Origin of the sequence: Bifidobacterium apri, from assembly GCF_009299485.1 — a bacterium.
GTDB classification, from domain to species: Bacteria; Actinomycetota; Actinomycetes; order Actinomycetales; family Bifidobacteriaceae; genus Bifidobacterium; species Bifidobacterium apri.
Window position 1 is genome coordinate 209,845 of the sequence record NZ_WBSO01000003.1, and the last position, 25,302, is coordinate 235,146.

The 25,302-nt window shown below is 59.9% G+C and carries 36 protein-coding genes and 1 tRNA gene; 34 read left to right on the top strand and 3 right to left on the bottom strand.

What is annotated here, in order from left to right:
• Positions 1-81: 81 nt before the first annotated feature.
• Entirely contained in the window at positions 82-969 is an 888-nt protein-coding gene (locus DSM100238_RS03420; protein WP_152355323.1) for a YwiC-like family protein, read from the bottom strand.
• Between the two features lie 174 nt (positions 970-1,143).
• Here DSM100238_RS03420 and DSM100238_RS03425 point away from each other — a divergent pair, with 174 nt between their 5' ends.
• Positions 1,144-1,809 (top strand): TetR/AcrR family transcriptional regulator, encoded by a 666-nt coding sequence (locus DSM100238_RS03425; RefSeq protein ID WP_167511013.1) that lies wholly within the window; start codon positions 1,144-1,146, stop codon positions 1,807-1,809.
• Between the two features lie 85 nt (positions 1,810-1,894).
• On the opposite strand, the gene DSM100238_RS03430 is transcribed toward DSM100238_RS03425, so the two are convergent.
• Complete coding sequence (locus DSM100238_RS03430; RefSeq protein WP_152355325.1) at positions 1,895-2,953, bottom strand: alpha/beta hydrolase; 1,059 nt, start codon at positions 2,951-2,953, stop codon at positions 1,895-1,897.
• 430 nt (positions 2,954-3,383) lie between these two features.
• Here DSM100238_RS03430 and rpsJ point away from each other — a divergent pair, with 430 nt between their 5' ends.
• The 31 genes from rpsJ to DSM100238_RS03585 all read left to right on the top strand — a co-directional run bounded on the left by rpsJ (position 3,384) and on the right by DSM100238_RS03585 (position 19,872).
• A complete protein-coding gene (rpsJ, locus tag DSM100238_RS03435; RefSeq protein WP_003827292.1) occupies positions 3,384-3,692 on the top strand; it encodes a 30S ribosomal protein S10 in 309 nt (102 codons plus the stop codon).
• Between the two features lie 17 nt (positions 3,693-3,709).
• The gene (rplC, locus tag DSM100238_RS03440; protein WP_026502404.1) at positions 3,710-4,360 is read left to right on the top strand and encodes a 50S ribosomal protein L3; all 651 of its coding nucleotides are present in this window, start codon (positions 3,710-3,712) and stop codon (positions 4,358-4,360) included.
• A 4-nt stretch (positions 4,361-4,364) separates the two neighbouring features.
• Positions 4,365-5,030 (top strand): 50S ribosomal protein L4, encoded by a 666-nt coding sequence (gene rplD / locus DSM100238_RS03445; RefSeq protein WP_026502403.1) that lies wholly within the window; start codon positions 4,365-4,367, stop codon positions 5,028-5,030.
• Between the two features lie 5 nt (positions 5,031-5,035).
• Complete coding sequence (rplW, locus tag DSM100238_RS03450) at positions 5,036-5,332, top strand: 50S ribosomal protein L23 (protein WP_026502402.1); 297 nt, start codon at positions 5,036-5,038, stop codon at positions 5,330-5,332.
• A 35-nt stretch (positions 5,333-5,367) separates the two neighbouring features.
• On the top strand, positions 5,368-6,198 hold the full coding sequence (rplB, locus tag DSM100238_RS03455; RefSeq protein ID WP_152355326.1) for a 50S ribosomal protein L2: 831 nt from the start codon (positions 5,368-5,370) through the stop codon (positions 6,196-6,198).
• Positions 6,199-6,213: 15 nt separating this feature from the next.
• Positions 6,214-6,492, top strand: coding sequence for a 30S ribosomal protein S19 (gene rpsS, locus DSM100238_RS03460; RefSeq protein ID WP_015450968.1), 279 nt, complete (start codon positions 6,214-6,216; stop codon positions 6,490-6,492).
• A 16-nt stretch (positions 6,493-6,508) separates the two neighbouring features.
• Positions 6,509-6,868 (top strand): 50S ribosomal protein L22, encoded by a 360-nt coding sequence (gene rplV / locus DSM100238_RS03465; RefSeq protein ID WP_152355327.1) that lies wholly within the window; start codon positions 6,509-6,511, stop codon positions 6,866-6,868.
• Between the two features lie 2 nt (positions 6,869-6,870).
• On the top strand, positions 6,871-7,689 hold the full coding sequence (gene rpsC / locus DSM100238_RS03470) for a 30S ribosomal protein S3 (RefSeq protein ID WP_152355328.1): 819 nt from the start codon (positions 6,871-6,873) through the stop codon (positions 7,687-7,689).
• A gap of 6 nt (positions 7,690-7,695) precedes the next feature.
• Entirely contained in the window at positions 7,696-8,115 is a 420-nt protein-coding gene (gene rplP, locus DSM100238_RS03475; protein WP_015450965.1) for a 50S ribosomal protein L16, read from the top strand.
• Complete coding sequence (rpmC, locus tag DSM100238_RS03480; protein WP_152355329.1) at positions 8,115-8,372, top strand: 50S ribosomal protein L29; 258 nt, start codon at positions 8,115-8,117, stop codon at positions 8,370-8,372. Before rplP ends, rpmC begins: the two co-directional genes overlap by 1 nt.
• A gap of 2 nt (positions 8,373-8,374) precedes the next feature.
• A complete protein-coding gene (gene rpsQ / locus DSM100238_RS03485) occupies positions 8,375-8,641 on the top strand; it encodes a 30S ribosomal protein S17 (RefSeq protein ID WP_152355330.1) in 267 nt (88 codons plus the stop codon).
• A 70-nt stretch (positions 8,642-8,711) separates the two neighbouring features.
• Entirely contained in the window at positions 8,712-9,080 is a 369-nt protein-coding gene (rplN, locus tag DSM100238_RS03490; RefSeq protein ID WP_015450962.1) for a 50S ribosomal protein L14, read from the top strand.
• Positions 9,081-9,416, top strand: coding sequence for a 50S ribosomal protein L24 (gene rplX / locus DSM100238_RS03495; RefSeq protein ID WP_152355331.1), 336 nt, complete (start codon positions 9,081-9,083; stop codon positions 9,414-9,416).
• Entirely contained in the window at positions 9,413-9,985 is a 573-nt protein-coding gene (rplE, locus tag DSM100238_RS03500; protein ID WP_015450960.1) for a 50S ribosomal protein L5, read from the top strand. The genes rplX and rplE overlap by 4 nt, the downstream gene beginning before the upstream one ends.
• A gap of 1 nt (position 9,986) precedes the next feature.
• Positions 9,987-10,172 carry a type Z 30S ribosomal protein S14 gene (locus DSM100238_RS03505; RefSeq protein ID WP_003808046.1) on the top strand — a complete coding sequence of 62 codons (186 nt, stop codon included), beginning with the start codon at positions 9,987-9,989 and terminating at the stop codon, positions 10,170-10,172.
• Positions 10,173-10,260: 88 nt separating this feature from the next.
• Entirely contained in the window at positions 10,261-10,659 is a 399-nt protein-coding gene (rpsH, locus tag DSM100238_RS03510; RefSeq protein WP_015450959.1) for a 30S ribosomal protein S8, read from the top strand.
• Positions 10,660-10,676: 17 nt separating this feature from the next.
• Positions 10,677-11,216 (top strand): 50S ribosomal protein L6, encoded by a 540-nt coding sequence (gene rplF / locus DSM100238_RS03515; protein WP_152355332.1) that lies wholly within the window; start codon positions 10,677-10,679, stop codon positions 11,214-11,216.
• 1 nt (position 11,217) lies between these two features.
• The gene (gene rplR / locus DSM100238_RS03520; protein WP_152355333.1) at positions 11,218-11,589 is read left to right on the top strand and encodes a 50S ribosomal protein L18; all 372 of its coding nucleotides are present in this window, start codon (positions 11,218-11,220) and stop codon (positions 11,587-11,589) included.
• Entirely contained in the window at positions 11,586-12,314 is a 729-nt protein-coding gene (gene rpsE / locus DSM100238_RS03525; RefSeq protein ID WP_015450956.1) for a 30S ribosomal protein S5, read from the top strand. The genes rplR and rpsE overlap by 4 nt, the downstream gene beginning before the upstream one ends.
• On the top strand, positions 12,314-12,496 hold the full coding sequence (rpmD, locus tag DSM100238_RS03530) for a 50S ribosomal protein L30 (protein ID WP_015450955.1): 183 nt from the start codon (positions 12,314-12,316) through the stop codon (positions 12,494-12,496). Before rpsE ends, rpmD begins: the two co-directional genes overlap by 1 nt.
• A gap of 2 nt (positions 12,497-12,498) precedes the next feature.
• The gene (rplO, locus tag DSM100238_RS03535; protein WP_152355334.1) at positions 12,499-12,957 is read left to right on the top strand and encodes a 50S ribosomal protein L15; all 459 of its coding nucleotides are present in this window, start codon (positions 12,499-12,501) and stop codon (positions 12,955-12,957) included.
• A 234-nt stretch (positions 12,958-13,191) separates the two neighbouring features.
• Positions 13,192-14,529 (top strand): preprotein translocase subunit SecY, encoded by a 1,338-nt coding sequence (gene secY, locus DSM100238_RS03540; protein ID WP_152355335.1) that lies wholly within the window; start codon positions 13,192-13,194, stop codon positions 14,527-14,529.
• Positions 14,530-14,713: 184 nt separating this feature from the next.
• Entirely contained in the window at positions 14,714-15,274 is a 561-nt protein-coding gene (locus DSM100238_RS03545) for an adenylate kinase (RefSeq protein ID WP_152355336.1), read from the top strand.
• Positions 15,275-15,410: 136 nt separating this feature from the next.
• Positions 15,411-15,629 (top strand): translation initiation factor IF-1, encoded by a 219-nt coding sequence (infA, locus tag DSM100238_RS03550; protein ID WP_015450951.1) that lies wholly within the window; start codon positions 15,411-15,413, stop codon positions 15,627-15,629.
• Positions 15,630-15,649: 20 nt separating this feature from the next.
• Positions 15,650-15,763 carry a 50S ribosomal protein L36 gene (gene rpmJ, locus DSM100238_RS03555; RefSeq protein WP_003814578.1) on the top strand — a complete coding sequence of 38 codons (114 nt, stop codon included), beginning with the start codon at positions 15,650-15,652 and terminating at the stop codon, positions 15,761-15,763.
• Between the two features lie 124 nt (positions 15,764-15,887).
• Positions 15,888-16,265, top strand: coding sequence for a 30S ribosomal protein S13 (gene rpsM, locus DSM100238_RS03560; protein WP_015450950.1), 378 nt, complete (start codon positions 15,888-15,890; stop codon positions 16,263-16,265).
• A gap of 77 nt (positions 16,266-16,342) precedes the next feature.
• Positions 16,343-16,741, top strand: a complete 399-nt coding sequence (rpsK, locus tag DSM100238_RS03565) for a 30S ribosomal protein S11 (protein WP_015450949.1) — start codon at positions 16,343-16,345, stop codon at positions 16,739-16,741.
• A 79-nt stretch (positions 16,742-16,820) separates the two neighbouring features.
• Complete coding sequence (locus DSM100238_RS03570; RefSeq protein WP_152355337.1) at positions 16,821-17,819, top strand: DNA-directed RNA polymerase subunit alpha; 999 nt, start codon at positions 16,821-16,823, stop codon at positions 17,817-17,819.
• Between the two features lie 76 nt (positions 17,820-17,895).
• The gene (gene rplQ, locus DSM100238_RS03575) at positions 17,896-18,543 is read left to right on the top strand and encodes a 50S ribosomal protein L17 (protein WP_152355338.1); all 648 of its coding nucleotides are present in this window, start codon (positions 17,896-17,898) and stop codon (positions 18,541-18,543) included.
• A gap of 177 nt (positions 18,544-18,720) precedes the next feature.
• Positions 18,721-19,623: a tRNA pseudouridine(38-40) synthase TruA gene (gene truA / locus DSM100238_RS03580; RefSeq protein ID WP_152355339.1), complete on the top strand. Its 903-nt coding sequence runs from the start codon at positions 18,721-18,723 to the stop codon at positions 19,621-19,623.
• 163 nt (positions 19,624-19,786) lie between these two features.
• Positions 19,787-19,872, top strand: a tRNA-Ser gene (locus DSM100238_RS03585).
• Between the two features lie 256 nt (positions 19,873-20,128).
• On the opposite strand, the gene DSM100238_RS03590 is transcribed toward DSM100238_RS03585, so the two are convergent.
• On the bottom strand, positions 20,129-20,944 hold the full coding sequence (locus DSM100238_RS03590; protein WP_152355340.1) for a hypothetical protein: 816 nt from the start codon (positions 20,942-20,944) through the stop codon (positions 20,129-20,131).
• Positions 20,945-21,103: 159 nt separating this feature from the next.
• Between DSM100238_RS03590 and nusA the strand changes: the two genes are divergently transcribed.
• Complete coding sequence (gene nusA / locus DSM100238_RS03595) at positions 21,104-22,168, top strand: transcription termination factor NusA (protein ID WP_152355341.1); 1,065 nt, start codon at positions 21,104-21,106, stop codon at positions 22,166-22,168.
• 216 nt (positions 22,169-22,384) lie between these two features.
• Positions 22,385-25,159 (top strand): translation initiation factor IF-2, encoded by a 2,775-nt coding sequence (infB, locus tag DSM100238_RS03600; protein WP_376831056.1) that lies wholly within the window; start codon positions 22,385-22,387, stop codon positions 25,157-25,159.
• The last annotated feature ends 143 nt before the right edge of the window (positions 25,160-25,302 follow it).

The window sequence follows — 25,302 nt, forward strand, 5'->3', positions numbered from 1 at the left end:
TGTCAAGAGTCGGTGCTCTGCCTCTCCCGCCTGCGGATGGCGTCACGCGCAGGGGCCGACGCCTGATGCTCCGCGGTTCGGTCAAGGCATGCACGCGATGACCGTGCAGATGCTTGTCAGCGCCACCGACACACACTCAGTCAAGGCGAGACGGGATATCGGCGGCCGCTGCCGTGTATTCGCCGCGTCCCATACCCCGACACGCGCGGTCAACACCAGTGCGGCAAGAATCGCGGCCCATGGCCGGGTGAACACCCCCAGATACGCCGCCATCATGGCTGCAAGCAGTATGCCGACATGCCACAGGATCGCAGCCTGCCGATACCGGTGGTCGCCGAACCGGCGGATCATGCTGCGTACAAACAACAGCGAACCGAATTCATAGGCGAACATCATGGCGGCGACGGAGAGCAGGCGTGCGTCGAAGGCCTGTGGCGGCCACCATCCGAAGGCGTTCCACCATGCCAAATCATCGGGCAATACCGCCGCGGCGGAATCCACGGCTGATGGCAACACTGCGGGGACCAGGCATGAGGCGATGATGCCCGCCGTCTGCGATACCATGCCGCTGGCGCTGTGACGAACCGCGATATCCAACAGGCTGGCGGCGCACAGGACGGCGAATATCGGAGCCCAACGAAGGAGTCCGGGGGCGGCGGCAAGCGTTGCGCACCCGCATATGGCCGTTGCAAGCGTCCAGCCGAGCCATGCGGCGGCGGATCGGCGTCCGGCGGGGGAGAACATCCACCGGCTGAGGGCATATTGGGTGCAGTAGCACAACGCCCAATCCCAGCTGATCAGCAATGCCATCGCGATGGTATGGGCGAATGGGCGGCCGGACAGTCCGGCCGACACGGTTCCGACCATCGCCGGAGCCAGCACCATCGCCCAGCTGCCGGGTTGCCGGGGTACCCATCGTGCCAGTGACGCCTGCCGGGGGATGTGATGCGGGAACGCTCGTGATGCCATATGTGCATCCTACGGGAGATTTTGGTGACGCGCCAAAAGGGACGGGTATGCCAGGGCGGGGCCGCCACGGGGCGGCACGGGTTCCGAATGCGGCGGCACCATGCGTTCGTCGCAGAGGTTAGGACGGGTAAAAGCCGAGATGCTATCATTCCCGTTGTGCATGAAACAGAGGAATTGACTAGACCGCAGCATCGCGCGCCACGGGGCAAGTACGCCCCCAGCAGGGTGCGGCGTGAACTGATCTGTTCGACGGTGTTGGACCTCGTCGATCAATCCGGGTACGACGATGTGACTGTCGTGCGGATCTCCGAGGCGACGGGCATACCGCAGTCCAGTGTGCTGTACCATTTCCCGACGAAAGATCATCTTTTGGTGGGGGCGATGGAACTCGCTGATGCAAGGGAACGCGAACAGTACGATCTGGAGACCGCGTGGCCTGAATTCAACGCCAGCGCACTGACCGATCTCATCGATGCCAGACTCCGGCGATGCAACCGTTTGCGTTTGCTGACCTATCTGCGTGGTTTGGCTATGCAACCGCAGAATCCTGCGAACGCCTATCTGATGCGCAAAGACCGCGAGACCGTCGAGCATTGGACCCGGTTGTGCTCCCGCTTGCAACGGCAGGGGGAGATGCATCCAGCTCTCGATTCGCGACAGACCGCCTTGCAGATTCTCGCGTTGTGGCACGGTTTGGTCCAGTGGTACCTGCTTGACGATTCCTCGCAAGTCGAGCCTGACGCCATCCGTGATGTGTTTCTCAATGGAGTGCGCCATCTGATGTGCAAGAACTGGCAGGATTTCATCAAACAGTTCGCCGATACAAAGCTTGGTATATAGCGCGAAGCTGACGGATACATGATGCCAGCCGGTGGTCTGCCGGTGGGTCCGCAGGTGTGAACGGTCGGCTCCGACATGCGGTTTGCTACCGGATCAGACGGTAGGAGAAATCATGTATTTGGCGGAAGACTTCTTTGCTTTCGTCAAGCCATGACATGCACACGCTGTACACGTGTCCCAGGCTGGCGCCCGGCTGCGCCTTGACATCATGAAGCTCGAAATCCTTGTGCGCATGGGACAGTGATGTAGCCAACGCCAGGGTTTCGGCTTCGATGAAATCGTCGCTGCTGGTCACCAGATATGCAGGCGGGATGGCGCAATTGCGGATGAGGTCGGTGCTGAATCTGACATCCGGGTCGATGCCGGCCAGACGCTTGAAGAATTGCGGGCCGATCACCGATACCACATCGTCCGGCCGCTCATCGCCGTAGTGCGGGTGCGGTACTCCAGGGGTGAATGGGGAAATGTCGAAAAGACCTGAGATTGTGGCGATGCCGTTGATGGACAGTCCCGATGGCGTGATGTCGTATGCGCGCGCCGCCCACGGATTGTTCTGCAGTACGGCTTGGTAGAATGCGAGCGTGCCGCCGGCGGAGTCGCCGGTGATGAAGCAATGCCTCAGGTCGATGGGGTACGCGTCGCCGTGTTGCGCGATCCATGTCAGGCCGGCTGCGATGTCTTGCAATTGCCCGATGAAATCAGTCTGCGGCGCAGGCCGGTAGTTGAGGGAGAAGACCGCGAACCCGTGCTGGGCGAGCGTGACATTGAAATTGCGGTTGAGTTCCTTATATCCGTAGACGAATCCGCCGCCGTGGATATCCACATAGACGGGGAGTGCATGGCCGCCTCTGACTACGGCATCATGCGGCAGATACAGATCGAGCCGGTGCCCGCGCACGTCGTCGTCGAGATAGGGGATATCGGTGACCATATCGATGTCGTCGGGGACGGACCAATAGCGGGAGCGGGGCATATCGCTGTTCGCGAATGCCAGACGCGTATCGCGGATGATCTGGACGGCATGCGCGGGATAGGCGCAATTGGTGAGGTCGGCGTCGAATTCCGTCCAGGTGGCGGAACGCGGATTGCCAAAATCGAACTGGGGTGTATCGCCCAACACCGGTTCATAGCGAAGCTGTACCATGATGTGCCTCCATTCTTCAACGCCAGTGTCATCACCAAGAGGATAGCCCCAGTTTAGCTGTGCGAACTGGGGAATGAGTGATATGCGGTGTTCCGCCACACCGGTGTGGCGATGAAGGGGAGGATGCCCTATACTCAGTTGGGCCTCATGCCATGGATGGGGGCGTGATGTGCCGTGCTTTGGTGGTCCAAGGTTCGACACGCCGCGGAAATCTTATACATGGCACGTGGTTTAATAATCAAGTTGCCTGTTTAAGGCTCGCATATTGGAATCAAAAAAGCGAGCGTGGCGTCGACGGTCCCGAGTGGGTCGTTGTCTGGCTGCGCACTGATGTGGTTATGACCGGGGTGTTATGCCTTGGGTCGGGCTCGCCGGTGCCCTGCGACAGGTTGGTAAACAGTAAACGAATCGCTAGAAAGGGCGGACGGCAATGGCGGGACAGAAAATCCGCATCAGGCTTAAGTCCTATGACCATGAGGTCATCGACCAATCGGCGAAGAAAATCGTCGAGACGGTGACGAACGCGGGTGCCACTGTGGTGGGCCCGGTTCCTCTGCCGACCGAGAAGAACGTATTCTGTGTTATCCGTTCTCCTCATAAGTACAAGGATTCTCGCGAGCATTTCGAGATGCGCACACATAAGCGTCTCATCGACATCGTGGACCCGACCCCGAAGGCCGTGGACTCCCTGATGCATATTGATCTGCCTGCGGATGTCAACATCGAGATCAAGCTGTAAGGGAGGAGGGAACCGCTATGTCACAGAACAAGAATCGCACTGCACTGCTCGGCCGTAAGCTCGGCATGTCGCAGGTCTGGGATGAGAACGGCTTCTTCGTTCCCGTCACTTTGGTTGACGTGTCCACCAACGTGGTCACCGCAGTCAAGACCGAGGAAACCGACGGCTACAAGGCTGTCCAGCTCGGCTACGGCCAGATCGACCCGACGAAGGTGACCAAGCCGCTCGCTGGTCATTTCGCCAAGGCTGGTGTCACCCCGCGCCGCCACCTCGCAGAGGTGCGCACGGACAACGCCGAGGAGTACAAGCCCGGTCAGGAACTGACCGCTGAGGTCTTCTCCGAAGGCACGCTGGTGGACGTCACCGGCACCACCAAGGGCAAGGGCTTCGCCGGCACCATCAAGCGTTGGGGCTTCAAGTCCTATCGCCGTACCCACGGCTCTCACAAGAACGAGCGTCGCCCCGGTTCAGTCGGTGCATGCGCAACTCCGAGCCGTATTCTCAAGGGCAAGCGCATGGCCGGTCGTATGGGTCATGAGACCAACACCGTGCTGAGCCTTACCGTCGTCTCCTCGGATGTCGAGAACGGCATCCTCGCCATCAAGGGCGCCATTCCGGGGCCTAAGGGCGGTATCGTTCTCGTCCGTTCGGCAGTGAAGGGAGCCTGAAACCATGGCAAACGTTACTCTGAACGTCACTGACGTCAAGGGACAGGCCGCTGGCACCGTTGAGGCGCCGGCTGAGATCTTCGGCATTTCCGCTGAAGACGTCCATGCCCACATCCCGCTGATCCACCAGGTGGTCATCGCACAGCTCGCCGCGGCCCGTCAGGGCACCCACGCGGTGAAGAACCGTGCGAAGGTCTCCGGCGGCGGCAAGAAGCCGTGGAAGCAGAAGGGCACCGGCCGTGCACGCCAGGGCTCCATCCGCGCTCCGCAGTGGTACCACGGCGGCGTTGTCCACGGACCGGTTCCGCGTGACTACAGCCAGCGCACCCCGAAGAAGATGAAGGCCGCAGCTCTGCGTTACATCCTCTCCGATCGCGCCAACGCCGGTCACATCGGTGTCATCGATTTCGGTGGTATCGAGACCCCGTCCACGAAGACCGCTGTTACCGCGCTGAACGCCGTGAGCTCCAACCAGTTCACCACCGTGGTGTTCTCTCGCGACAACATCAATGAGTGGCTGTCGGTGCGTAACATCCCGACCGTGCACCCGATCTTCGCGGATCAGCTCAACACGTACGATGTGGTCACCGCTCAGTATGTCGTCTTCTCGAAGGAAGGCTTCGACGCCTTCGTTGCAGCGAAGACGAAGTCGGCCACGAAGGAGGCCTGATCCACATGGTCGCAATTCACAAGCCAGCACACGACATCATCCTCAAGCCTGTTGTCTCTGAGAAGAGCTACGCCGAGTCCGATCGCGGCCGCTACACCTTCGTTGTGGCGCCGAGCGCGAACAAGGTGCAGATCAAGCAGGCCATCGAAGAGATCTTCAATGTCAAGGTGACGAATGTCAACACCCTCAACCGCGCGGGCAAGCGTAAGCGCACCCGCACCGGTTTCGGTCAGCGCGTCAATCAGAAGCGTGCGATCGTGACCGTGGCCGAGGGCCAGACGATCGACATCTTCGGTAACTGAAGGCTAGCCGAGAAAGTCAAAGGAAGAACTACATTATGGCTATCCGCGTTTATAAGCCGACGACTGCAGGCCGTCGCAACGCGTCCGTGTCGGATTTCTCCGATCTCACGCGCAACACGCCTGAAAAGTCGCTGGTTCGCAAGCTCACCAAGACCGGCGGTCGTAACTCTTATGGCCGCATGACCTCCCGCCATCGCGGCGGCGGTCACAAGCGCCAGTACCGTCTCATCGACTTCAAGCGTTGGGACAAGGACGGCGTGCCGGCAAAGGTCGCTCATATCGAGTACGACCCGAACCGTTCCGCACGTATTGCGCTGCTGCACTATGCAGATGGTGAGAAGCGCTACATCATCGCTCCGGAAGGCATCAAGCAGGGCGACATCATTGAGACCGGCGAGCAGGCCGATATCAAGCCCGGCAACAACCTGCCGCTGCGCAACATCCCGACTGGTACCATCGTCCACGCCATCGAACTTCGCCCGCTGGGCGGTGCGAAGATCGCGCGTTCCGCTGGTGCCGCCGTCCAGCTCGTCGCCAAGGATGGCGCCTACGCCCAGCTGCGTATGCCGTCCGGCGAAATCCGCAACGTCGACGCTCGCTGCCGCGCGACCGTCGGTGAGGTCGGCAACGCCGATCACGCCAACGTCCAGCTCGGCAAGGCAGGTCGTGCACGTTGGATGGGCAAGCGCCCGATCACCCGTGGTGAGTCCATGAACCCGGTCGACCACCCGCACGGCGGTCGTACTCGTGGTGGCAAGCCGCCAGTGTCTCCGTGGGGCAAGGGCGAAGTTCGTACTCGCCGTCCGAAGAAGGCTTCGAACAAGATGATTGTTCGTCGTCGTCCGAATGGTAAGAACCGCAAGTAAGGGAGTGTCGAGTAGATGACTCGTAGCATCAAGAAGGGCCCATTCGTCGACGCCCACTTGCAGAAGAAAGTCGACGAGCAGAACGAGAAGGGCACGCACAACGTCATCAAGACGTGGTCGCGCCGTTCGATGATCACCCCGGACTTCATCGGCCACACCTTCGCCGTCCATGACGGCCGCAAGCATGTGCCGGTGTTCGTCACCGAGGCAATGGTTGGCCACAAGCTCGGCGAGTTCGCCCCGACCAAGACCTTCAAGGGTCATGTGAAGGACGACAAGAAGGCACGCCGCTAAAGAGGAGACAAGACACATGGAAGCTAAAGCAATCGCTCGTCACGTCCGCGTGACGCCGCGCAAGGCTCGCCGCATGGTCGACCTCATCCGAGGCAAGCGTGCGACCGATGCCATCACCGTTCTCAAGTTCGCTCCTCAGTCCGCAGCACTTCCGGTGCGCAAGACTCTGGAGAGCGCTATCGCCAACGCTCGCGTGAAGGCCGACAAGGCCGGCGAGCCGTTCCGCGAGAACGATCTGTTCATCAAGGAGACCTATGTGGACGAAGGCGTGACGCTCAAGCGTTTCCGCGCCCGTGCCCAGGGCCGTGCCGCTCGTATCAACAAGCGCACCAGCCACATCACGGTCGTTGTCGCTAGCAAGGAAGGAGCCCGCTAAAGATGGGTCAGAAGATCAATCCCTTTGGCTATCGCCTGGGTATCACTGAGAACCATCGTTCCAAGTGGTTCTCCGATTCCAACAAGGTTGGCGAGCGTTACCGTGATTTCGTGCTTGAGGATGACAAGATCCGCAAGACGCTGAGCAAGGATCTCGAGCGTGCGGGCGTGTCCCGCATCGTTATCGAGCGTACCCGTGACCGTGTGCGCGTGGATATCCACACTGCACGCCCGGGTATCGTGATCGGCCGCCGTGGTGCTGAAGCTGAGCGCGTTCGCGCGAAGCTCGAGAAGCTCACCGGCAAGCAGGTTCAGCTCAACATCTTCGAAGTGAAGAACGCAGCGCTCGACGCCCAGCTGGTTGCCCAGAGCATCGCTGAGCAGCTGACCAACCGCGTGACCTTCCGTCGTGCCATGCGCAAGGCGGAGCAGGACGCGATGCGTGCTGGCGCCAAGGGTATCCGTATCAAGCTCTCCGGCCGTCTTGGCGGTGCGGAAATGAGCCGTTCCGAGTTCTATCGCGAGGGTCGCGTTCCGCTGCAGACTCTCCGTGCCCTCATTGATTACGGCTTCTTCGAAGCTCGCACCACCTACGGCCGTATCGGCGTGAAGGTGTGGATCTACAAGGGCGATATGACTGAGACTCAGTTCGAAGAGCAGCAGGCTCAGCAGAACAACAGCCGTCCGGGTCGTCGCGGCGATCGCCGCCCGCGTCGTGGCGGTCAGCGTTCCGCCCAGCAGAAGCCCGCGACCGAAGCCGCCCAGGCGGCACCGGCTGCAGCCGAAGCTGAGGCTCCTGCCGCAACGGAAACGAAGGAGTGAGCTGGAATGCTTATCCCAAAGAGAGTTAAATACCGCAAGCAGCATCGCCCGGACCGCCATGGCATGTCCAAGGGCGGCAACGAGATCGCTTTCGGCGATTACGGCATCCAGGCGCTTGCACCGGCATACGTGACGAACCGTCAGATCGAAGCCGCACGTATCGCGATGACCCGCTACATCAAGCGTGGTGGTCGTGTGTGGATCACGATCTTCCCGGATCGCCCGCTGACCAAGCACCCGCTCGGCGCCCGAATGGGTTCCGGTAAGGGCGCGCCTGAGTTCTGGATCGCCGATATCCACCCCGGTCGCGTTATGTTCGAGATCGGTGGTGTCTCGGAGGATGTCGCTCACGAGGCTCTGCGCCGCGCAATCGACAAGCTCCCCATGAAGTGCCGTATTATCGCGCGTGAAGGCGGTGACATCTGATGTCAGTCGGAACTGCAGACTATTCCATCAAGAATCTCAACGAGAAGACCAATGCGGAAATCGAAGGCTTCCTGAAGAAGTCCAAGGAAGAGCTGTTCAACCTGCGCTTCCAGCACGCAACCGGCCAGCTCGAAAACACCGCCCGTCTCAAGGCTGTCAAGCGCGACATCGCCCGGATGTACACCGTCCTGCGTGAACGCGAACTCGGTATCACCGAGGAGCCTGAGGCTGCGGATACGAAAGCTGAGGAGAAGTAAGCATGGCTGAAAAGCAAGAGCGTAACTTCCGCAAGGTTCGTCGCGGTTATGTCGTGTCCGAAGCTATGGACAAGACGATTACCGTCGAGCTCGAGCAGCGTTCGACCCACCCCCTGTATGGCAAGGTTGTTCGCTCCACCCGTAAGGTCAAGGCCCATGATGAACACAACGAAGCCCACGTTGGCGACCTCGTGAGTATTATGGAGACTCGGCCTCTGAGCAAGACCAAGCGTTGGCGTCTCGATACCATTATCGAGCGCGCCAAGTAACAAGTTCGGCAAGGCTCCGCGATCACCCGCAAGGGTGCTCGGGGAGAACCAGCTCGGCTAAGGAGAATCAATGATTCAGCAGGAAACGCGGCTTCATGTCGCCGACAACACGGGTGCCAAGGAGATCTTGGCCATCCGAGTGCTCGGCGGATCGAAGCGACGCTATGCCGGCATCGGCGACGTGATCGTCGCCACCGTCAAGGACGCCATTCCTGGCGGGTCGGTCAAGAAGGGCGACGTGGTCAAGGCCGTTGTCGTCCGCACCGTCAAGGAACACCGCCGTGCGGATGGTTCCTACATCAAGTTCGACGAGAACGCCGCTGTGCTCCTCGGCTCTGGCCAGGAACCCAAGGGCACTCGTATCTTCGGACCGGTCGGTCGTGAACTGCGCGACAAGCGCTTCATGAAGATCGTGTCCCTCGCTCCGGAGGTGATCTGAATGGTAGCCAAGATCAAGAGCGGCGACCAGGTCAAGGTCATCCGTGGCAAGGATCGCGGCAAGGAAGGCAAAGTCTTGCGCGTGCTGCCGAACGATCGACTGATCGTCGAAGGCGTGCAGATCGTCAAGAAGCATGTCCGCGCCACCCAGCAGGGCCAGCAGTCCGGCATCGTCCCGGTCGAAGCGCCGATCCATCGCTCCAACGTGATGCTGATTGACCCGGAGACCAAGCAGCCGACCCGCGTTGGCGTGATCGTTAAGCAGGAGGCTCGTGACGGCAAGGTGAAGACCGTGCGCGTGCGCGTCGCCAAGAAGTCCGGAAAGGAGCTGGCATGACCGATACCACAGTCGAAGCGCCGGCAACTCCGCGCTTGAAGCAGAAGTACTTCGACCAGATCGTGCCTGAGCTCGAGAAGGAATTCAAGTATTCCAACCCGATGCAGGTGGCTCGTCTCCAGAAGGTCGTCGTCTCCATGGGCGTCGGCGCCGCTGCCCGCGACTCCAAGCTCATCGAAGGTGCTGTGAAGGACCTGACGGCCATCACCGGTCAGAAGCCGAAGATCACCCATGCGAAGAAGTCCGTCGCGCAGTTCCATCTGCGTGAAGGCCAGGCCATCGGCGCGTACGTCACGCTCCGCGGCGATCGCATGTGGGAGTTCCTCGACCGTCTTCTGACGCTGGCCCTGCCGCGTATCCGCGATTTCCGCGGTATCGACGGCAACCAGTTCGACGGCCAGGGCAACTACAACTTCGGTCTCACCGAGCAGTCCATGTTCCATGAGATCGATCCTGATTCCATTGACCACGTCCGTGGTATGGACATCACCGTGGTGACGAACACCAAGGACGACAAGGAAGCCCGCGTGCTGCTCAAGCACCTCGGTTTCCCCTTCAAGGAGAACTGAAATGGCAAAAACCGCTCTGAAGAACAAGGCGGCCGCTAAGCCGAAGTTCAAGGTGCGCGCCTACACGCGTTGCCAGGTTTGTGGTCGTCCCCACTCCGTGTACCGCAAGTTCGGCCTGTGCCGCATCTGCCTTCGCGAGAAGGCTCACCGTGGCGAGCTGCCCGGAGTTACGAAGTCCAGTTGGTAAACATCGACGCTGAAGGTCCGCGGCCCAATCGGGTGCTCAGCACCCGTGAGGGCGGCGGAAACCACGGCGAGAAAGGGCGTTAGCCCACATGACAATGACAGATCCGATCGCAGACATGCTCACGCGTCTGCGTAATGCGAGCGCGGCAAAGCACCAGACCGTGGATATGCCGTACTCCAAGTTCAAGGCGAACATCGCTGAGATCCTCAAGCGCGAAGGCTACATCGCCGATTTCACGGCGAAGGAAGCCAAGGTCGGCCAGACCCTCGAAATCACGCTGAAGTATGGTCCTCACGGTGAGCGTTCCATCCAGGGCATCAAGCGTATTTCGAAGCCGGGCATGCGTCGCTATGCGAAGTCCGACTCCCTGCCGATGCCGCTCGGTGGCCTCGGTGTCGCCATCATCTCGACGAGCTCGGGATTGCTGACCCAGAAGGAATGCCTCGACCGGGGCATCGGCGGCGAAATCGTCGCTTACGTTTGGTGAGAAAGGAGAGCTGAAACATGGCATCGCATATTGGTAAGCTCCCCGTCACCATCCCGGCTGGCGTGGAGGTCAAGATTGAAGGTCAGACCTTCTCCACCAAGGGCCCGAAGGGCTCTGATTCCTTCGTGATTCCTGAGGGCATCACCGCGAAGGTCGAAGACAACGAGATCATCCTGACCCCGGCTGACGATCTGCGTCCGACCCGTGCCAAGCACGGTCTGGCCCGCTCGATCATCGCTTCCATGGTCAAGGGTGTGCACGAGGGCTACACCAAGACCCTCGATATCGTTGGCACCGGTTACCGTGCGCAGCTCAAGGGCAAGAGCATTGAGTTCTCCCTCGGCTACTCGCACACCATCACCGTCAACCCGCCGGAAGGCATCGAGTTCGAACTGCCGAACGCCAACCAGGTGATCGTCAAGGGTACCGACAAGCAGGCCGTTGGGCAGGCTGCCGCGAACATCCGCAAGCTTCGTGCTCCGGAACCCTACAAGGGCAAGGGCATCAAGTACAGCGACGAGCACATCCTGCGCAAGGCTGGAAAGGCTGGTAAGTGATATGAGCGTCAAGATTTTCGGCAAGGGCAAGAAGGTCTCCCGTCTTCGTCGTCACGCCCGCCTGCGCAAGCGCATTTCCGGCACTCCGGAGCGTCCGCGCCTGGTGGTCACCCGTTCCAACCGCCATATGGTCGCCCAGATTGTGGACGACACCAAGGGCATCACCCTGGTGAGCGCTTCCACCATCTCCCACGATTTCGATGGGTTCGAAGGCACCAAGGTAGAAGCGGCCAAGAAGGTCGGCGAACTTGTCGCCCAGCGCGCCAAGGATGCCGGCATCACTCAGGTCGTGTTTGACCGCGGCGGCTACAAGTACCATGGTCGCGTCGCAGCTGTTGCTGATGGCGCCCGCGAGGGAGGTCTGGCACTGTGAGCGACAACGAGAAGGAAACCCAAGTGGCTGAAGAAACTCAGAACACTCAGGCTGCTGCAGAGAACAATGACGAGCGCAAATCCCGTCGTGGCCAGCGCGGTGAAGGCCGTCGTGGTGAGCGTCGCAACCGTCGTGAAGAGAATCACGGTGATGAACTGCTCGATCGCGTGGTGACCATCAACCGCGTGTCCAAGACCCACAAGGGTGGTCGTACCTTCAGCTTCGCCGCCCTCGTGGTTGTCGGCGACGGCAAGGGCACTGTGGGCGTCGGCTACGGCAAGTCCCGTGAGGTCCCGGCGGCTATCGCCAAGGGTCAGCTGGACGCCAAGAAGCACATGTTCACTGTTCCGCGTGTCAAGGGCACCATCACCCATCCGGTGATTGGCCATGACGCTGCAGGCACCGTGATGCTTCGCCCGGCAGCCCCTGGAACCGGTGTTATCGCCGGCGGTGCAGTGCGCGCCGTCATGGAGTGCGCCGGCATCTCCGACATCCTCACCAAGTCCATGGGCTCCGCGACTGCGGTGAACGTGGTTCGTGCGACCGTGGCTGCCCTCAAGCAGCTTGAAGAGCCGGAAGAGATCGCGGCACGCCGTGGTCTCTCGCTCGAAGAGGTTGCTCCTGACGCGCTGCTGCGCGCCCGTGCAGAGGGTATCGCCGAGGCCCGCAAGGCCCGTGAGGAAGCTCAGGCCAAGGCAGCCGCTGAAACGAAGGATGGTGAGTGATGGCCAATCTGAAGATCACCCTGATCCACGGTGTGGTAAACACCACTCCACGCCAGCGTGCTACGGTGCAGACCCTGGGCCTGCACAAGATCGGCCAGAGCGTCGTCCGTGAGGACACCGCCGCAAACCGTGGCCTGGTCAACGCTGTGCGCCACCTGGTCACCGTCGAGGAGGCTGACTGATTATGGCAAACGAAGAAGCAGACATCCTGCAAATGCATGATCTGCACCCGGCTCCGGGAGCCAAGAAGGACCGTATCCGCGTAGGCCGCGGTGAAGGTTCGAAGGGCAAGACCTCGGGCCGTGGAGCCAAGGGCACCAAGAAGCGTTATCAGGTTCGTCCTGGTTTTGAAGGCGGACAGCTGCCGCTGTACATGCGTCTTCCGAAGCTTCGTGGTTTCAAGAGCCCGTTCAAGCAGGTCAACCAGGTCGTCAACATCGCTACGCTGAATGAGCTGTTCCCTGAGGGCGGCGAAGTCACCGTGGCCGATCTGGTCAAGAAGCACGCCGTGCGTGCTGGCAGCCCGGTCAAGATCCTGGGTGATGGCGACACCAAGCTGGCGTTCACCATCAAGGGCGTGAAGGCTTCCGCCTCCGCCAAGGCCAAGATCGAAGCCGCAGGCGGCTCCATCTCCGAGGACTGAACTCGGTGACGCTTGCCTAGTTGACAAGCGGATGTGACCCTCTCCTGTACCAGGGGAGGGTCACATCGTATTCAGAATCATCAATCAGTATAGACTCAGCCTTCCGCATCGCACACGCCTGTCGCGCATGGGGGCACGTCAGGTAGACGGCGTAGGGTAGACTGTGGAACTTAGAGTGTGTAATTGCACGTTCGCGTGGTTTCCTCGCGCATGACACAAGGGAAGGAACCCCAGGTGAGGACGTTAATCCAGGCCTTCAAGACCAAGGAATTGAGGAATAAGATCCTCTTTGTCCTTGGTATGATCATCATCTACCGTATCGGCTCATTCATCCCGACACCGGGTGTCGACGTGAAGGTCGTCCAGCAATGCGTCGGCAAGATGAACACGGTATCCGAGAACTTTATCGGTCTGGTCAATCTCTTCTCCGGCGGCGCCATGCTTCAGCTGTCGATCTTCGCGCTGGGCGTCATGCCCTATATCACGGCGTCCATCGTCATCCAGCTGCTGCGTGTGGTCATTCCTCGCTTCGAGATGCTGCATAAGGAAGGCCAATCAGGTGAAGCCAAGCTCACCCAGTACACGCGTTATCTGACCATCGGCTTGGCGGTGCTGCAGTCCACCACCATTCTCGTGACGGCCCGTTCCGGCGCCTTGTTCAATTACCAGTGCTCCCAGGTGATTCCCAACGATTCCGTGTGGAATCTGGTCGTCATGGTGCTGATCATGACCGGCGGCACCGGCTTCATCATGTGGATGGCTGAGCTCATCACCGATAAGGGTATCGGCCAAGGCATGTCCATCCTTATCTTCATGTCCATCTGCTCCGGCTTCCTGCCGCAGCTGTGGGAGATCGGCTGGGGCACCAACGGCAAGGACGGCAACTGGACGAAGTTCGGCATTGTAGTCGGCGTCCTGCTCGTCATCATGATCTTCGTCGTATACGTGGAGTTGGCACAGCGCCGGATTCCTGTGCAGTACACGCGCCGCATGATCGGCCGCAAGATGTATGGCGGCTCGTCCACGTACCTGCCGCTGAAGATCAACATGAGCGGTGTCATCCCGCCGATCTTTGCATCCTCGATTCTGTCCATCCCGACGCTGATCGCGCAGTTCGGCAACAGCGAGCAGAGCTGGGTCAAGTGGATCAACACCAATTTGGCGAGCACCACCACCGTGTGGTACATCGTGCTGTACGCCATCCAGATTGTGTTCTTCACGTTCTTCTACACGTCCATCACCTTCGATCCGGACGAAGTCGCCGACAACATGAAGGATTACGGCGGATTCATCCCCGGCATCCGAGCAGGCAGCGCGACCAGCCGTTATCTCGGCTATGTCATGAATCGCCTTGACACCGTCGGCGCGATTTACCTGCTGTTCGTCGCACTCATCCCGACTGTGCTCATCATGTCGATGCAGCTGAACAACCGCCTTCCGTTCGGCGGCACCACAATCCTGATCATTGCTGGAGTCGGCCTTGATACGCTGCGTCAGGCGAAGGCTCAGACCGAGCAGTTCCAGTACACTGGATTCCTGTTCGAGAACACCGAGCACGTCGAAGGCAAGTGATGAACCATCGGGTTACAGCTCTGCGGGGCTGTACCCGAACTGGTATCCAAGCTCGGGCAATACGGGTTTCAGATGCCAAACCAATTGCGCACATGTCGCGGTTTCGCTCGAGTGAGTAGGCTCTTCAGCGCGCGACCGCGAATTTAATGGCTCATTCAGCCAGCTACCACAGGAAAGGAACAACATGCGTCTGCTGATCATGGGACCCCAGGGCGTCGGCAAGGGAACACAGGCCGCTCTGCTGAGCAAGCATTACAACATCCCGGCGATCTCCACGGGGGATATCTTCCGCTACAACCTGAAGAACCAGACCGAGCTCGGCAAACAGGCCCAAGCCTATATCGACAAGGGCGAACTGGTGCCTGACGAACTGACGAACTCCATCGTCAAGGATCGTCTTGCGAAGGACGACACCCGTAACGGATGGATTCTTGATGGATATCCGCGTAACGCCGCCCAGGTCGAAGCGCTTGACAAGATGCTTGAGGAACTCGGAACTCCTTTGGATTATGCGGTTGCGCTCGACGCGGCGCAGGATGTCCTGCTGGAGCGCATGAAGAAGCGCGCAGCTGAAGAAGGCCGTTCTGATGATACGCCGGAAGCCATCGCGAAGCGACTTGAGACCTACGCGAAGGAAACGGCGCCGTTGCTTGACATCTACCGCAATCGCGGCAAGCTGGTCAGCGTCAATGGTGTCGGCGAGATCGAGACCATCAACAAGGAGATCATCGCCAAGCTCGGCTGAATCTGATCAACCGAACGTTCATGCAGCTGATGGTGCAACACGCCGAGTGTTGTGCCATCAGCTTTTCGTGTATTATTGCAATTTGGTGTGTCTTCGGGCACCCAGTGTAATTCGTCTGAGGAACGGAACGAGGCTTATGGCAAAAGACGGTGTGATTGAAGTCGAAGGCAAGGTGGTGGAAGCACTGCCGAACGCGATGTTTCGCGTTGAACTTGAGAACAAGCACATCGTGCTGGCTACGATTTCCGGAAAGATGCGCAAGAACTACATTCGTATTCTTCCGCAGGACCGGGTCGTGCTGGAGATGAGCCCCTACGATCTCAACCGCGGACGTATTACGTACCGTTACAAGTAAGGTACAAGCAAAGGAAAACCATGAAGGTCAGCCCTAGTGTGAAGAGGATCTGCGAAAACTGCCGCGTGATCCGTCGTCACGGCCGCGTCATGGTGATCTGCACGAACCCGCGCCACAAGCAGCGTCAGGGCTGAGCAGATTTCCAGCGGCATATGAACAGACACTGAATCACAGCGTAAGCTGAACCCCGGGTACGCAGGCCCGGGCCGGGAAACCGGACGATTCGGTGTGAGACCTGCGCAAAACAAAGGAATCGCAATGGCACGTCTTGCCGGAGTCGACATCCCAAATGAGAAGCGTATCGAGATCGCCCTCACCTATATCTTTGGTGTTGGTCGTACTCGTGCGAAGGAAACGCTTGCCGCGACCGGAATCAATCCGGATACCCGCGTCAAGGATCTTACGGATGAGCAGCTTATTACGCTGCGCGACTATCTTGAAGCCAACTACAAGATCGAAGGCGATTTGCGTCGTGAGATCGACGCGGACATCCGTCGTAAGATCCAGATCAACTGCTACCAAGGCCAGCGTCACCGTAGGGGACTTCCTGTGCGCGGTCAGCGCACCAAGACCAACGCCCGCACCCGCAAGGGCCCGAAGCGTACGGTCGCCGGAAAGAAGAAGGCCACCAAGTAAGGTGGCGTGCCCCGGGTCACGAGTCGGACTAACTCATCGCCCGGGCATTCAAGTTCGTTACTAGGAAACGAGGGTCAATGGCAGCTAATAAGCAAGCCGCGCGCAAGCCGCGTCGCCGGGACCGCAAGTCGGTGCCGGTCGGGCAGGCGCACATCAAGTCCACTTTCAACAACACCATCATCTCGATTACGGACCCGTCCGGAGCAGTTGTCTCTTGGGCGTCCGGTGGCGATGTCGGTTTCAAGGGCTCCCGTAAGTCCACGCCGTACGCCGCTGGCATGGCCGCTGAATCCGCTGCCCGCAAGGCAATGGAACACGGCGTCAAGAAGGTCGACGTATTCGTGAAGGGCCCGGGTTCCGGTCGTGAAACCGCCATCCGTTCCCTGCAGTCCGCCGGACTCGAAGTCGGTTCCATCACCGACGTCACCCCACAAGCGCATAACGGCGTTCGTCCTCCGAAGCGTCGTCGCGTCTGAGCACTTATACAATCCACCCATCCAACCCGCTTATGGCCGGTGAGTGCACCACCGATCAGAAGCTGAAAGGATAACCACAGTGCTTATCGCACAGCGTCCGACACTTACCGAGGAATCTCTCAATCCACAGCGCTCACGTTTCGTGATCGAGCCGCTCGAGCCTGGCTTCGGCTATACGCTCGGCAACTCTCTGCGCCGCACGCTGCTCAGCTCCATTCCTGGGGCGGCGGTGACTTCGGTCCGCATCTCCGGCGCCCTGCATGAGTTCACTACTCTGCCCGGCGTGGTTGAGGATGTCACCGAGATCCTGCTCAATATCAAGGGCATCGTGCTGACCAGCGAATACGACGAGCCAGTGGTCATGTATCTGCGCAAAAGCGGTAAGGGCGAGGCGACGGCGGGAGACATCACGCCGCCGGCCGGCGTCACCATCGCTAATCCGGATCTGCACATCGCCACGCTCGAGGACGATGGCGAACTCGAAATCGAGTTCACCGTCGAACGCGGTCGCGGTTATGTGCCTGCTCAGATGAACAAGCAGGATAATGACGAAATCGGCCGTATCCCGGTTGATTCGATCTACTCCCCGGTTCTCAAGGTGAGCTACAAGGTCGAGGCGACCCGTGTGGAACAGCGCACGGACTTCGACAAGCTCATTCTGGACGTGGAGACCAAGCCCGCCATTTCGCCGCGTGATGCGGTGGCTTCGGCTGGCTCGACCTTGGTTGAGCTTTTCGGCTTGTGCCGTGAGCTCAATGCCCAGGCCGAGGGCGTCGAGGTTGGTCCGGCACCGGTTGCCGAAGAGACCAATCCTGAGATGTCCATCCCGATCGAGGATCTCAACCTCACGCAGCGCAGCTATAACTGCCTCAAGCGCGAGGGGATCCACACCATCGGCGAGCTGGTGTCCCACACCGAGCAGGATTTGCTCGATATCCGCAATTTCGGCATGAAGTCCATCGACGAAGTCAAGGAGAAGCTGAAAGGTTTCGGCCTGTCGCTCAAGCCTTCGCCACTCGGCGGATTTGATGCCAACAACCTCGAAGGCGGCACGTTCTTCTCACCGGAAGATGAGTGAACCCGCTTTTGACCAACCGTTCCTGACCGGATGTTCGGGCATCTGCCCACCTGATCGGGAACAATAAGGAGTAAACATGCCAAAACCGAAGAAAGGCCCACGTCTGGCGTCGAGCCCGGCACATGAGCGTCTGATGCTCGCGAATATGGCGACTAGCCTGTTCCGCAACGGCCGCATCAAGACCACCCTGCCGAAGGCAAAGCGTCTGCGTCCGCTGGCAGAGCGTCTGATTACCTTCGCCAAGCGTGGTGATCTGCACTCCCGTCGTCGTGTGATGCGTGTCATCCGCGACAAGTCCATCGTGCACAAGCTCTTCACCGAGATCGCTGAGCAGATGGAACAGCGCGAGGGCGGCTACACCCGTATCGTCAAGATCGCTCCGCGCCGTGGTGATTCCGCTCCTCAGGCCATTATCGAGCTCGTTACCGAGCCGGTCGCCAAGAAGGCTGTGGTGAAGGAAGCTGAAGCCGCTGCGAAGACCGCTGCGAAGGAAGACAGTGAAGCTGTCGCCGCCGCCGCAGATGCCGCAATCGCTGATGGCGCCGCTAAGGACGCCGTCGATCAGGCCGTAGCTGCGAACGAGTCCGGCGACGATGTTGCTGCTGCTGACGCTGCTGCCGTCGATCTCGACAAGACCGCGGATGCTGCCGACGCTGAAGCTGCCGAGCAGGCAGAGGAAGCCGATGTGGCCGACGAAGCCGAGAAGGCTGCCGACGAGAAGTGAGTGAGGAGTCACGTCCAGTGACTTTTCGCAACTGCTAATGATGGGGGTTGGGTCCTATGGATCCAGCCCCCATCACTGTATGTTGGGGCGGTTTCATCCGCATGAGTGGCATTCTGCGCACGCTGGCCGTCATGGTCTCGCACGCGATTTCAACGCATGGGTCGTATACTAAAGCCGATGAGACTGAGAATTGATTGTTCCTACGATGGCGGCCAGTTCCACGGCTGGGCACGGCAACCTGGGCTGCGGACGGTACAAGGTGAACTCGAACACGCTTTGGCAACCATCCTCAGGCTTCCCGACGATCAGGCACTGCATGTCACGGTCGCCGGCAGAACCGATACCGGCGTGCATGCGCTGGGACAGGTTTGCCATGTCGATGTCCTGCCGGAGATTCTCGACTCGTGCATTGGGCATATGCCCACGAACGGCATCGAGGCATTGGAACGACGGCTCAAGCATGTGCTGCCGGCTGACATTGTGATACGATCCATCAGCTCGGCGCCGGAAGGTTTTGACGCCCGATTCTCTGCGCTTGAGCGGACATACGTTTACCGCATCTGTGATGCCGGCAAGGCGGTCGACCCCAGAATGCGCGGATTCGTTCTTGCCATCCCGCAGTTGCTTGATGTGGATGCGATGAATGAGGCGGCCGCATTGACCGTGGGCTTGCACGATTTCGGTTCGTTCGCGACCCCGAATCCGGGCGGCACGACCATCAGGGAAGTCAAGCGCGCCCGTTGGACCAGAATCCCGGACTCCTCGCTTGTGCAGGAGACCGGTGACCCTGCTGGGTACCGGGTACCGGCCTTGGAGTCGGGACTTGTCTGTTTCACCATCGTCGCTGACGCATTCGCGCACAATATGGTGCGCTCCTTGGTCAATGCGTGTGTGCAAGTGGGCAACGGCAAGAAAAACCTTGATTGGTTCGCGCGAAAGATGGCTGAACCCGTGCGTGAAGGCTCGACCGGTCCAATCGATGCGCGGGGGTTGACCCTTGAACATGTCGCGTATCCGCCAGATGGTGAGCTGGCTGCGCGGGCACAGGCAATCAGGGCGAAGCGCACTTTGGAATCATGATGTCGGACATGTGTCTTTGCCCGGGTACGGGTTGGGGCGCGAACGACATTGTGTATGGTGTGAACTGATGGTGCTGAATCACGACACGCGGAATCCTTCCACGTGAAACTGTCCTATAATGATGAGGTTGCTGTTTCTGTGGCGTTCATAGTGACAGTGACATGGATGAGTGTCCGAGCGGTCGAAGGAGCACGCCTCGAAAGCGTGTGAGGGCGAAACCCTCCGCGAGTTCGAATCTCGCCTCATCCGCAACCACCCCGTGGAGCATTCCGCGGGGTTTCTTGTTATCAAGCCGAAAACCGTGATATTTAACGGTTTCATGGTGTGTCAAGATGAGGTCTCAAACCGGTTCATCAACGGTGTTGATGGTGAAAATCGACCGTAACAGGGGACATAACGGGAGACAGGAAGGCAGGTTGCGGGTTGCAGGCGAACATGCTTAGCACCGGTAAAGGCAGTCAAGGAGTAATACAGGGACGATGCAGGCGGCACGCCGACGCCATCGTCATTGTTGGCTGCTGTCGGCGAAAACCGCGAAATCCGCGCTCGGATAGCCTTGTGCGAACGCCTCGTAACAATGTCCTGTGATCAGCCGCACCAGCACGAGCATCTGCTCGGTACGGGTGCTGGTGGCGGCATCGTCTGTGGCTGACACGGTATTGTCAGGAGATGCCAGCGCCGCCAGCTCCTCCAACGCGCAATCAATCTCTACGATGGATACCGTTGAGGATTGCAATCCGGTCGATTGATCGGTTGCGGTGTTCGTATTGGCGAGCAGATTGCTGATGTCATATTCCTTTTGACGCAAATCTCCGGTATTGCCGGCGAAGGACATCAACTGCGACCCGGCTGCGTGATGGTTGTCGCTTGCCGTGAGGGTTGCGCCGGCTGCGCCTTTGGCGGCAAGCAGTTGAAGAGCGGAGCCTGCCCGGTCTTCTGCAAGGGCGAGTTTGCGGATGGTCGCCTTGCTTAGCGGCAGCGCCGTCAATCCGTCGAGACGCTGTCTGCGCAGGGCATTGCCGTCGGTAGCGCTTGCCGTGTATGTTTGCGAGATGTTGTCAGCGAGGTTCTTGGCGAGCCACTGGGCTTGTGCGCTGCGGATGACCCCTTCGGACACGCGTTGGGGGCATGCCGCCGCGACGGTCTGCCAATCTTGAGCAGATTGTGATGCTGACAGATATCTGACGATGATTGGTCCGGACTGCGCGCGCGAATTGTTGTGGGTGGCGGAGCGGTAGGCGAGCTCGCAGTCGCTGGCTTGATACTCCGACTCAGCCCGGCCTGCGATTCGTGGTGATGAGCATGCAGTCGCGGATGTCATGATCGCCATGGCGGCAACGCATGCGGCAGTACAACGCAACAGAGTGCGCGCACGGCGAAGGAGAGAGTTGCGTGTCTGCATAATCATCTAAAATAGTACGTAACTGTGACCAATTGGGCAAAGCGCTCGGTAATAACTTCACATAGGAGGTCTTGCAGGATGGAACTGGACCTGGCAGGTATTCACCAGCTGGCAGCTGGTCAGGGAATTGACGCCGAGACGCTGGATGATGCACTTTCCGAGGCATTGCGACTGGCTTATCTCAAAACACCGCACGCGGCGAAGCATGCCCGCGTCGAGCTTGACGAACGTGCAGGCACGTTCACGATCTGGGCTCAGGATGAGATTCCGGCCGAACCGACCGAGGACAATCCTCATCCGGCGCCGAAACTGGGAGAGGAGTATGACGACACCCCGCATGATTTCGGGCGTCTCGCCGCGGCGACCGCGCGTCAGGTTATCAGCCAGCTGTTCCGCAAGGCCGAGGATGACCGTGTGCTTGGCGCCTTCGCCGGGCAGAAGGGCAAGCTGATCACCGGTATCGTCCAGCAGGATGCGAAAGATCCGAGCAACGTGCATATCGCGGTCGGCGATGTCGAGGCGTTGCTTCCTCGTCGCGAGCAGGTGCCGGGCGAACGGTATCGCCATGGCGAACGTCTGCGCGTGTATGTGGTCAATGTGTCTCGCGGTCTGCGGGGACCGGAGATCGTCGTCTCCCGTTCCCATCCGGAACTGGTGCGTCGCCTGTTCGAGCGCGAGGTGCCGGAACTGGTGTCCGGCGCGGTGTCCATCATGGCGATCGCGCGCGAGGCCGGGGCCCGTACCAAGATCGCGGTCAAGGCGAACACTGATGGTGTCAATCCGAAGGGAGCGTTGATCGGCCCTGCGGGATCCAGAGTGCGCGCTGTCATGGAGAATCTCGGCAATGAGAAGATCGATATCGTCGATTGGTCTGCCGATCCGGCGAAGTTCATCGCGTCGGCGCTGTCTCCGGCAGTCGCGACAGATGTGCAGGTCATCAGCGAGAAGAACAAGACCGCCATTGCGTTCATTCACGACGATCAACTGTCACTGGCGATCGGCAAGGAAGGACAGAACGCCCGTCTTGCCGCGAAACTGACCGGCTGGAAGATCGGTATCGAATCCGCTGAGCAGCATAAGGCGAAACTGGCTGCCGAACGGGCTGCCGAGGATCGCACGGCGCAATCGGCTGAAAACAACTAGACACGGCTCGCGCCGCAATCCACAGCCTCCGGTATGCTGGATTGCGGCAATCCGGGCCCGGTTGTCATGCTTCCGGGCCGTGACACGGAGACGAGGTAACAGATCATGGTCGCACGATGAGACAAGGTAAGCTCGCCATCATCGAAGTGTGACTGCGCATATACGCGCAGTCACGGAATAGGAGAAAACTGAGTGGCAAAACAGCGCGTATATGAACTGGCCAAGGAGCTTGGCGTTGATAGCAAAACCGTCCTTGAGAAACTCAAGGACATGGGGGAGTTCGTCAAGTCCGCGTCCTCTACTGTGGAGGCGCCGGTCGTTCGTCGTCTGAAGGCATCCTTCCCGAAAGCGGATGCATCCAATAAGCCAAACGAAAAGAAGCCAAGCGGTGCAAAGGCTGCATCGCACCCACAGCATGTTGAGCATCGTCAGGAACAGCCGCAGGCATCCGGTGAAAGCCATGCCGCCAAGCCAGGGCCGGCGCATCTGCAGGTACCGAAGCCGGGTGCACCGCATCCGGGTCCACGTGCCGGCCAGCGTTCCCAGCAGGGTGGTCGTCCCGAACGTTCCCAGCGCCGCGATGATCGCCGTGACAACCGTGAGGGGCGTCGCGGTGGCGAACAAGGCCGTCCGGGCCATAATCAGCGTCGCAACGGTCCTCGCCCAGGGGCGAATGGCCCGCATACCCCACGCAACGCCCAAGGTGCCGCTCCTCAGCAGCGTACCGGGGCACCGCATGCCGCTACGCCGGGGCCACGCCCGGGCAACAATCCGTTCAGCCGCAAGCAGGGCATGCATGTGCCTACGCCGGGCGATATTCCGCGTCCGCATCCTATGGCGCGCCCGAGCGTCGAAGGCGGTCGAGGCGGCCGCGGCCGTGGAGGCCGCAACGGTTTCGGCAATGGCCGCGGAGCTAGGCCGGGGCAGTGGGGACAGCACCGTCCAGGCCAAGGTGCAGGCGCCAATCACGCCGGCGGCAGTGGCAATCATTTCGGCGGCGGTTTCCAAAATGGCGCAGGCAACGCCGGTCCGTCCCGCGGTGGTGGCCGTGGTCGTGGCGGTGCTGCAGGCGCGTTCGGCCGTCAGGGTGGCAAGTCCTCAAAGGCACGCAAGAACCGTCTCGCGAAGCGTCATGAATATCAAGAGATGAAGGCACCGGTCATCGCTGGTGTCCGCATCCCTGCCGGCAACGGCCAGACCGTACGTCTTCGTCAAGGCGCATCACTCGCCGACCTTGCAGAGAAGATCAACGTCAATCCGGCTGCTTTGGTCACGGTGCTGTTCCATCTTGGTGAAATGGCCACTGCAACCCAGTCCCTTGACGAAGCGACCTTCCAGATCCTCGGCGAGGAAATCGGCTGGAACATCAAGATCGTTTCCGCGGAAGAGGAAGACAAAGAGCTGCTGCAGCAGTTTGATATCGACCTTGATGAGGAAGAGCTGCAGGACGACGAGAATCTCAAGCCGCGTCCCCCGGTGGTCACGGTCATGGGCCACGTCGATCATGGTAAGACCCGCTTGCTGGATACCATCCGCAAGACCAACGTGGTGGCTCGCGAGGCCGGCGGCATTACGCAGCGTATCGGCGCCTATCAGGTGACAGTCAAGCTGGACGGCGAATCGCGTAAGATCACCTTCCTTGATACCCCTGGTCACGAGGCCTTCACCGCTATGCGTGCCCGTGGCGCCGAACTCACCGATATCGCGATCCTCGTGGTCGCGGCGGATGATGGCGTCATGCCCCAGACCGTTGAAGCCATCAACCATGCGCAGGCGGCGCATGTCCCGATCGTCGTCGCGGTCAACAAGATCGATAAGCCTGGCGCCAACCCGGAGCGTGTGCGCGGCCAGCTCACCGAATTCGGCCTGGTACCGGAAGAGTACGGCGGCAACACCATGTTCGTCGACATCTCCGCCAAGCAAGGCACGAATGTCGACAAGCTGCTTGAAGCGGTGTTGCTCACCGCTGACGCCGAACTCGATCTGCGTGCCAACCCGGACATGGATGCTCGAGGCGCCACCGTCGAAGCTCGACTGGACAAGGGCCGTGGTGCAGTGGCGACTGTGCTTGTGCAGTCCGGTACGCTTCACGTTGGCGACGCGATCGTGGCCGGTACGTCGTACGGTCGTGTGCGCGCCATGCTCGACGAGAACGGCAACCATATGAAGGCCGCCGCCCCGTCAACACCTGTCCAGGTGCTCGGTTTGACGTCCGTGCCGACCGCAGGCGACCTGTTCCTGGTCGCTCCTGATGATCGTGCGGCACGCCAGATTGCCGAGAAGCGCCAGGCGACCGAGCGTGCGGCTCAGCTGGCCAAGCGCCGTAAGGTGGTTTCGCTCGAAAGCCTCAAGGAGCAGTTCGCGAAGTCCGAAGTGGATATGCTCAACATCGTCATCAAGGGCGATTCCTCCGGTTCTGTCGAGGCCCTCGAGGATTCGTTGATGAAGATCGACGTGTCCGAAGAAGTCGGCATCCAGGTCATCCACCGCGGTGTCGGCGCCATCACGCAGAACGATGTCAACCTCGCGAGCGTCGACAAGGCCGTTATCATCGGCTTCAACGTGCGCCCGAACCGTCAGGTCGCCGATCTGGCGGAACGCGAAGGTGTGGAGATCAAGTACTACTCGATCATCTACAAGGCCATCGAAGATGTCGAAGCCTCCCTCAAGGGCATGCTCAAGCCCGAATACGAGGAGGTCGTCACGTCGCACTCCGAGATCCGCGAGATCTTCCGTTCCTCCAAGTTCGGCAACATCGCCGGCGTCATGGTTCAGGACGGCGAGGTCAAGCGTGGTACGAAGTGCCGCATCCTGCGCAATGGAGTCGCCACGGTCAACGATCTGGAGATTTCCTCGCTGCGTCGATTCAAGGACGACGTCCAGTCGGTCAAGGAAGGCTACGAGGCAGGTATCAACCTCGGCACCTTCAACGACATCGAGATCGGCGACATCATCGAAACCTTCGAGATGCGCGAGATCGAACGCAAATAACCGTCACGGGCGGCTCAGGCCGTCCGGAACGGTCCGCAAACCTCAGTAACAGGCCAGTGCACTCCATCGGCGCACTGGCCTGTTGCGCACTGTTGCATAGCCGGCATAAGGCGGGTCCCGGAGTCCCGGAGCCCCAGGAGTCC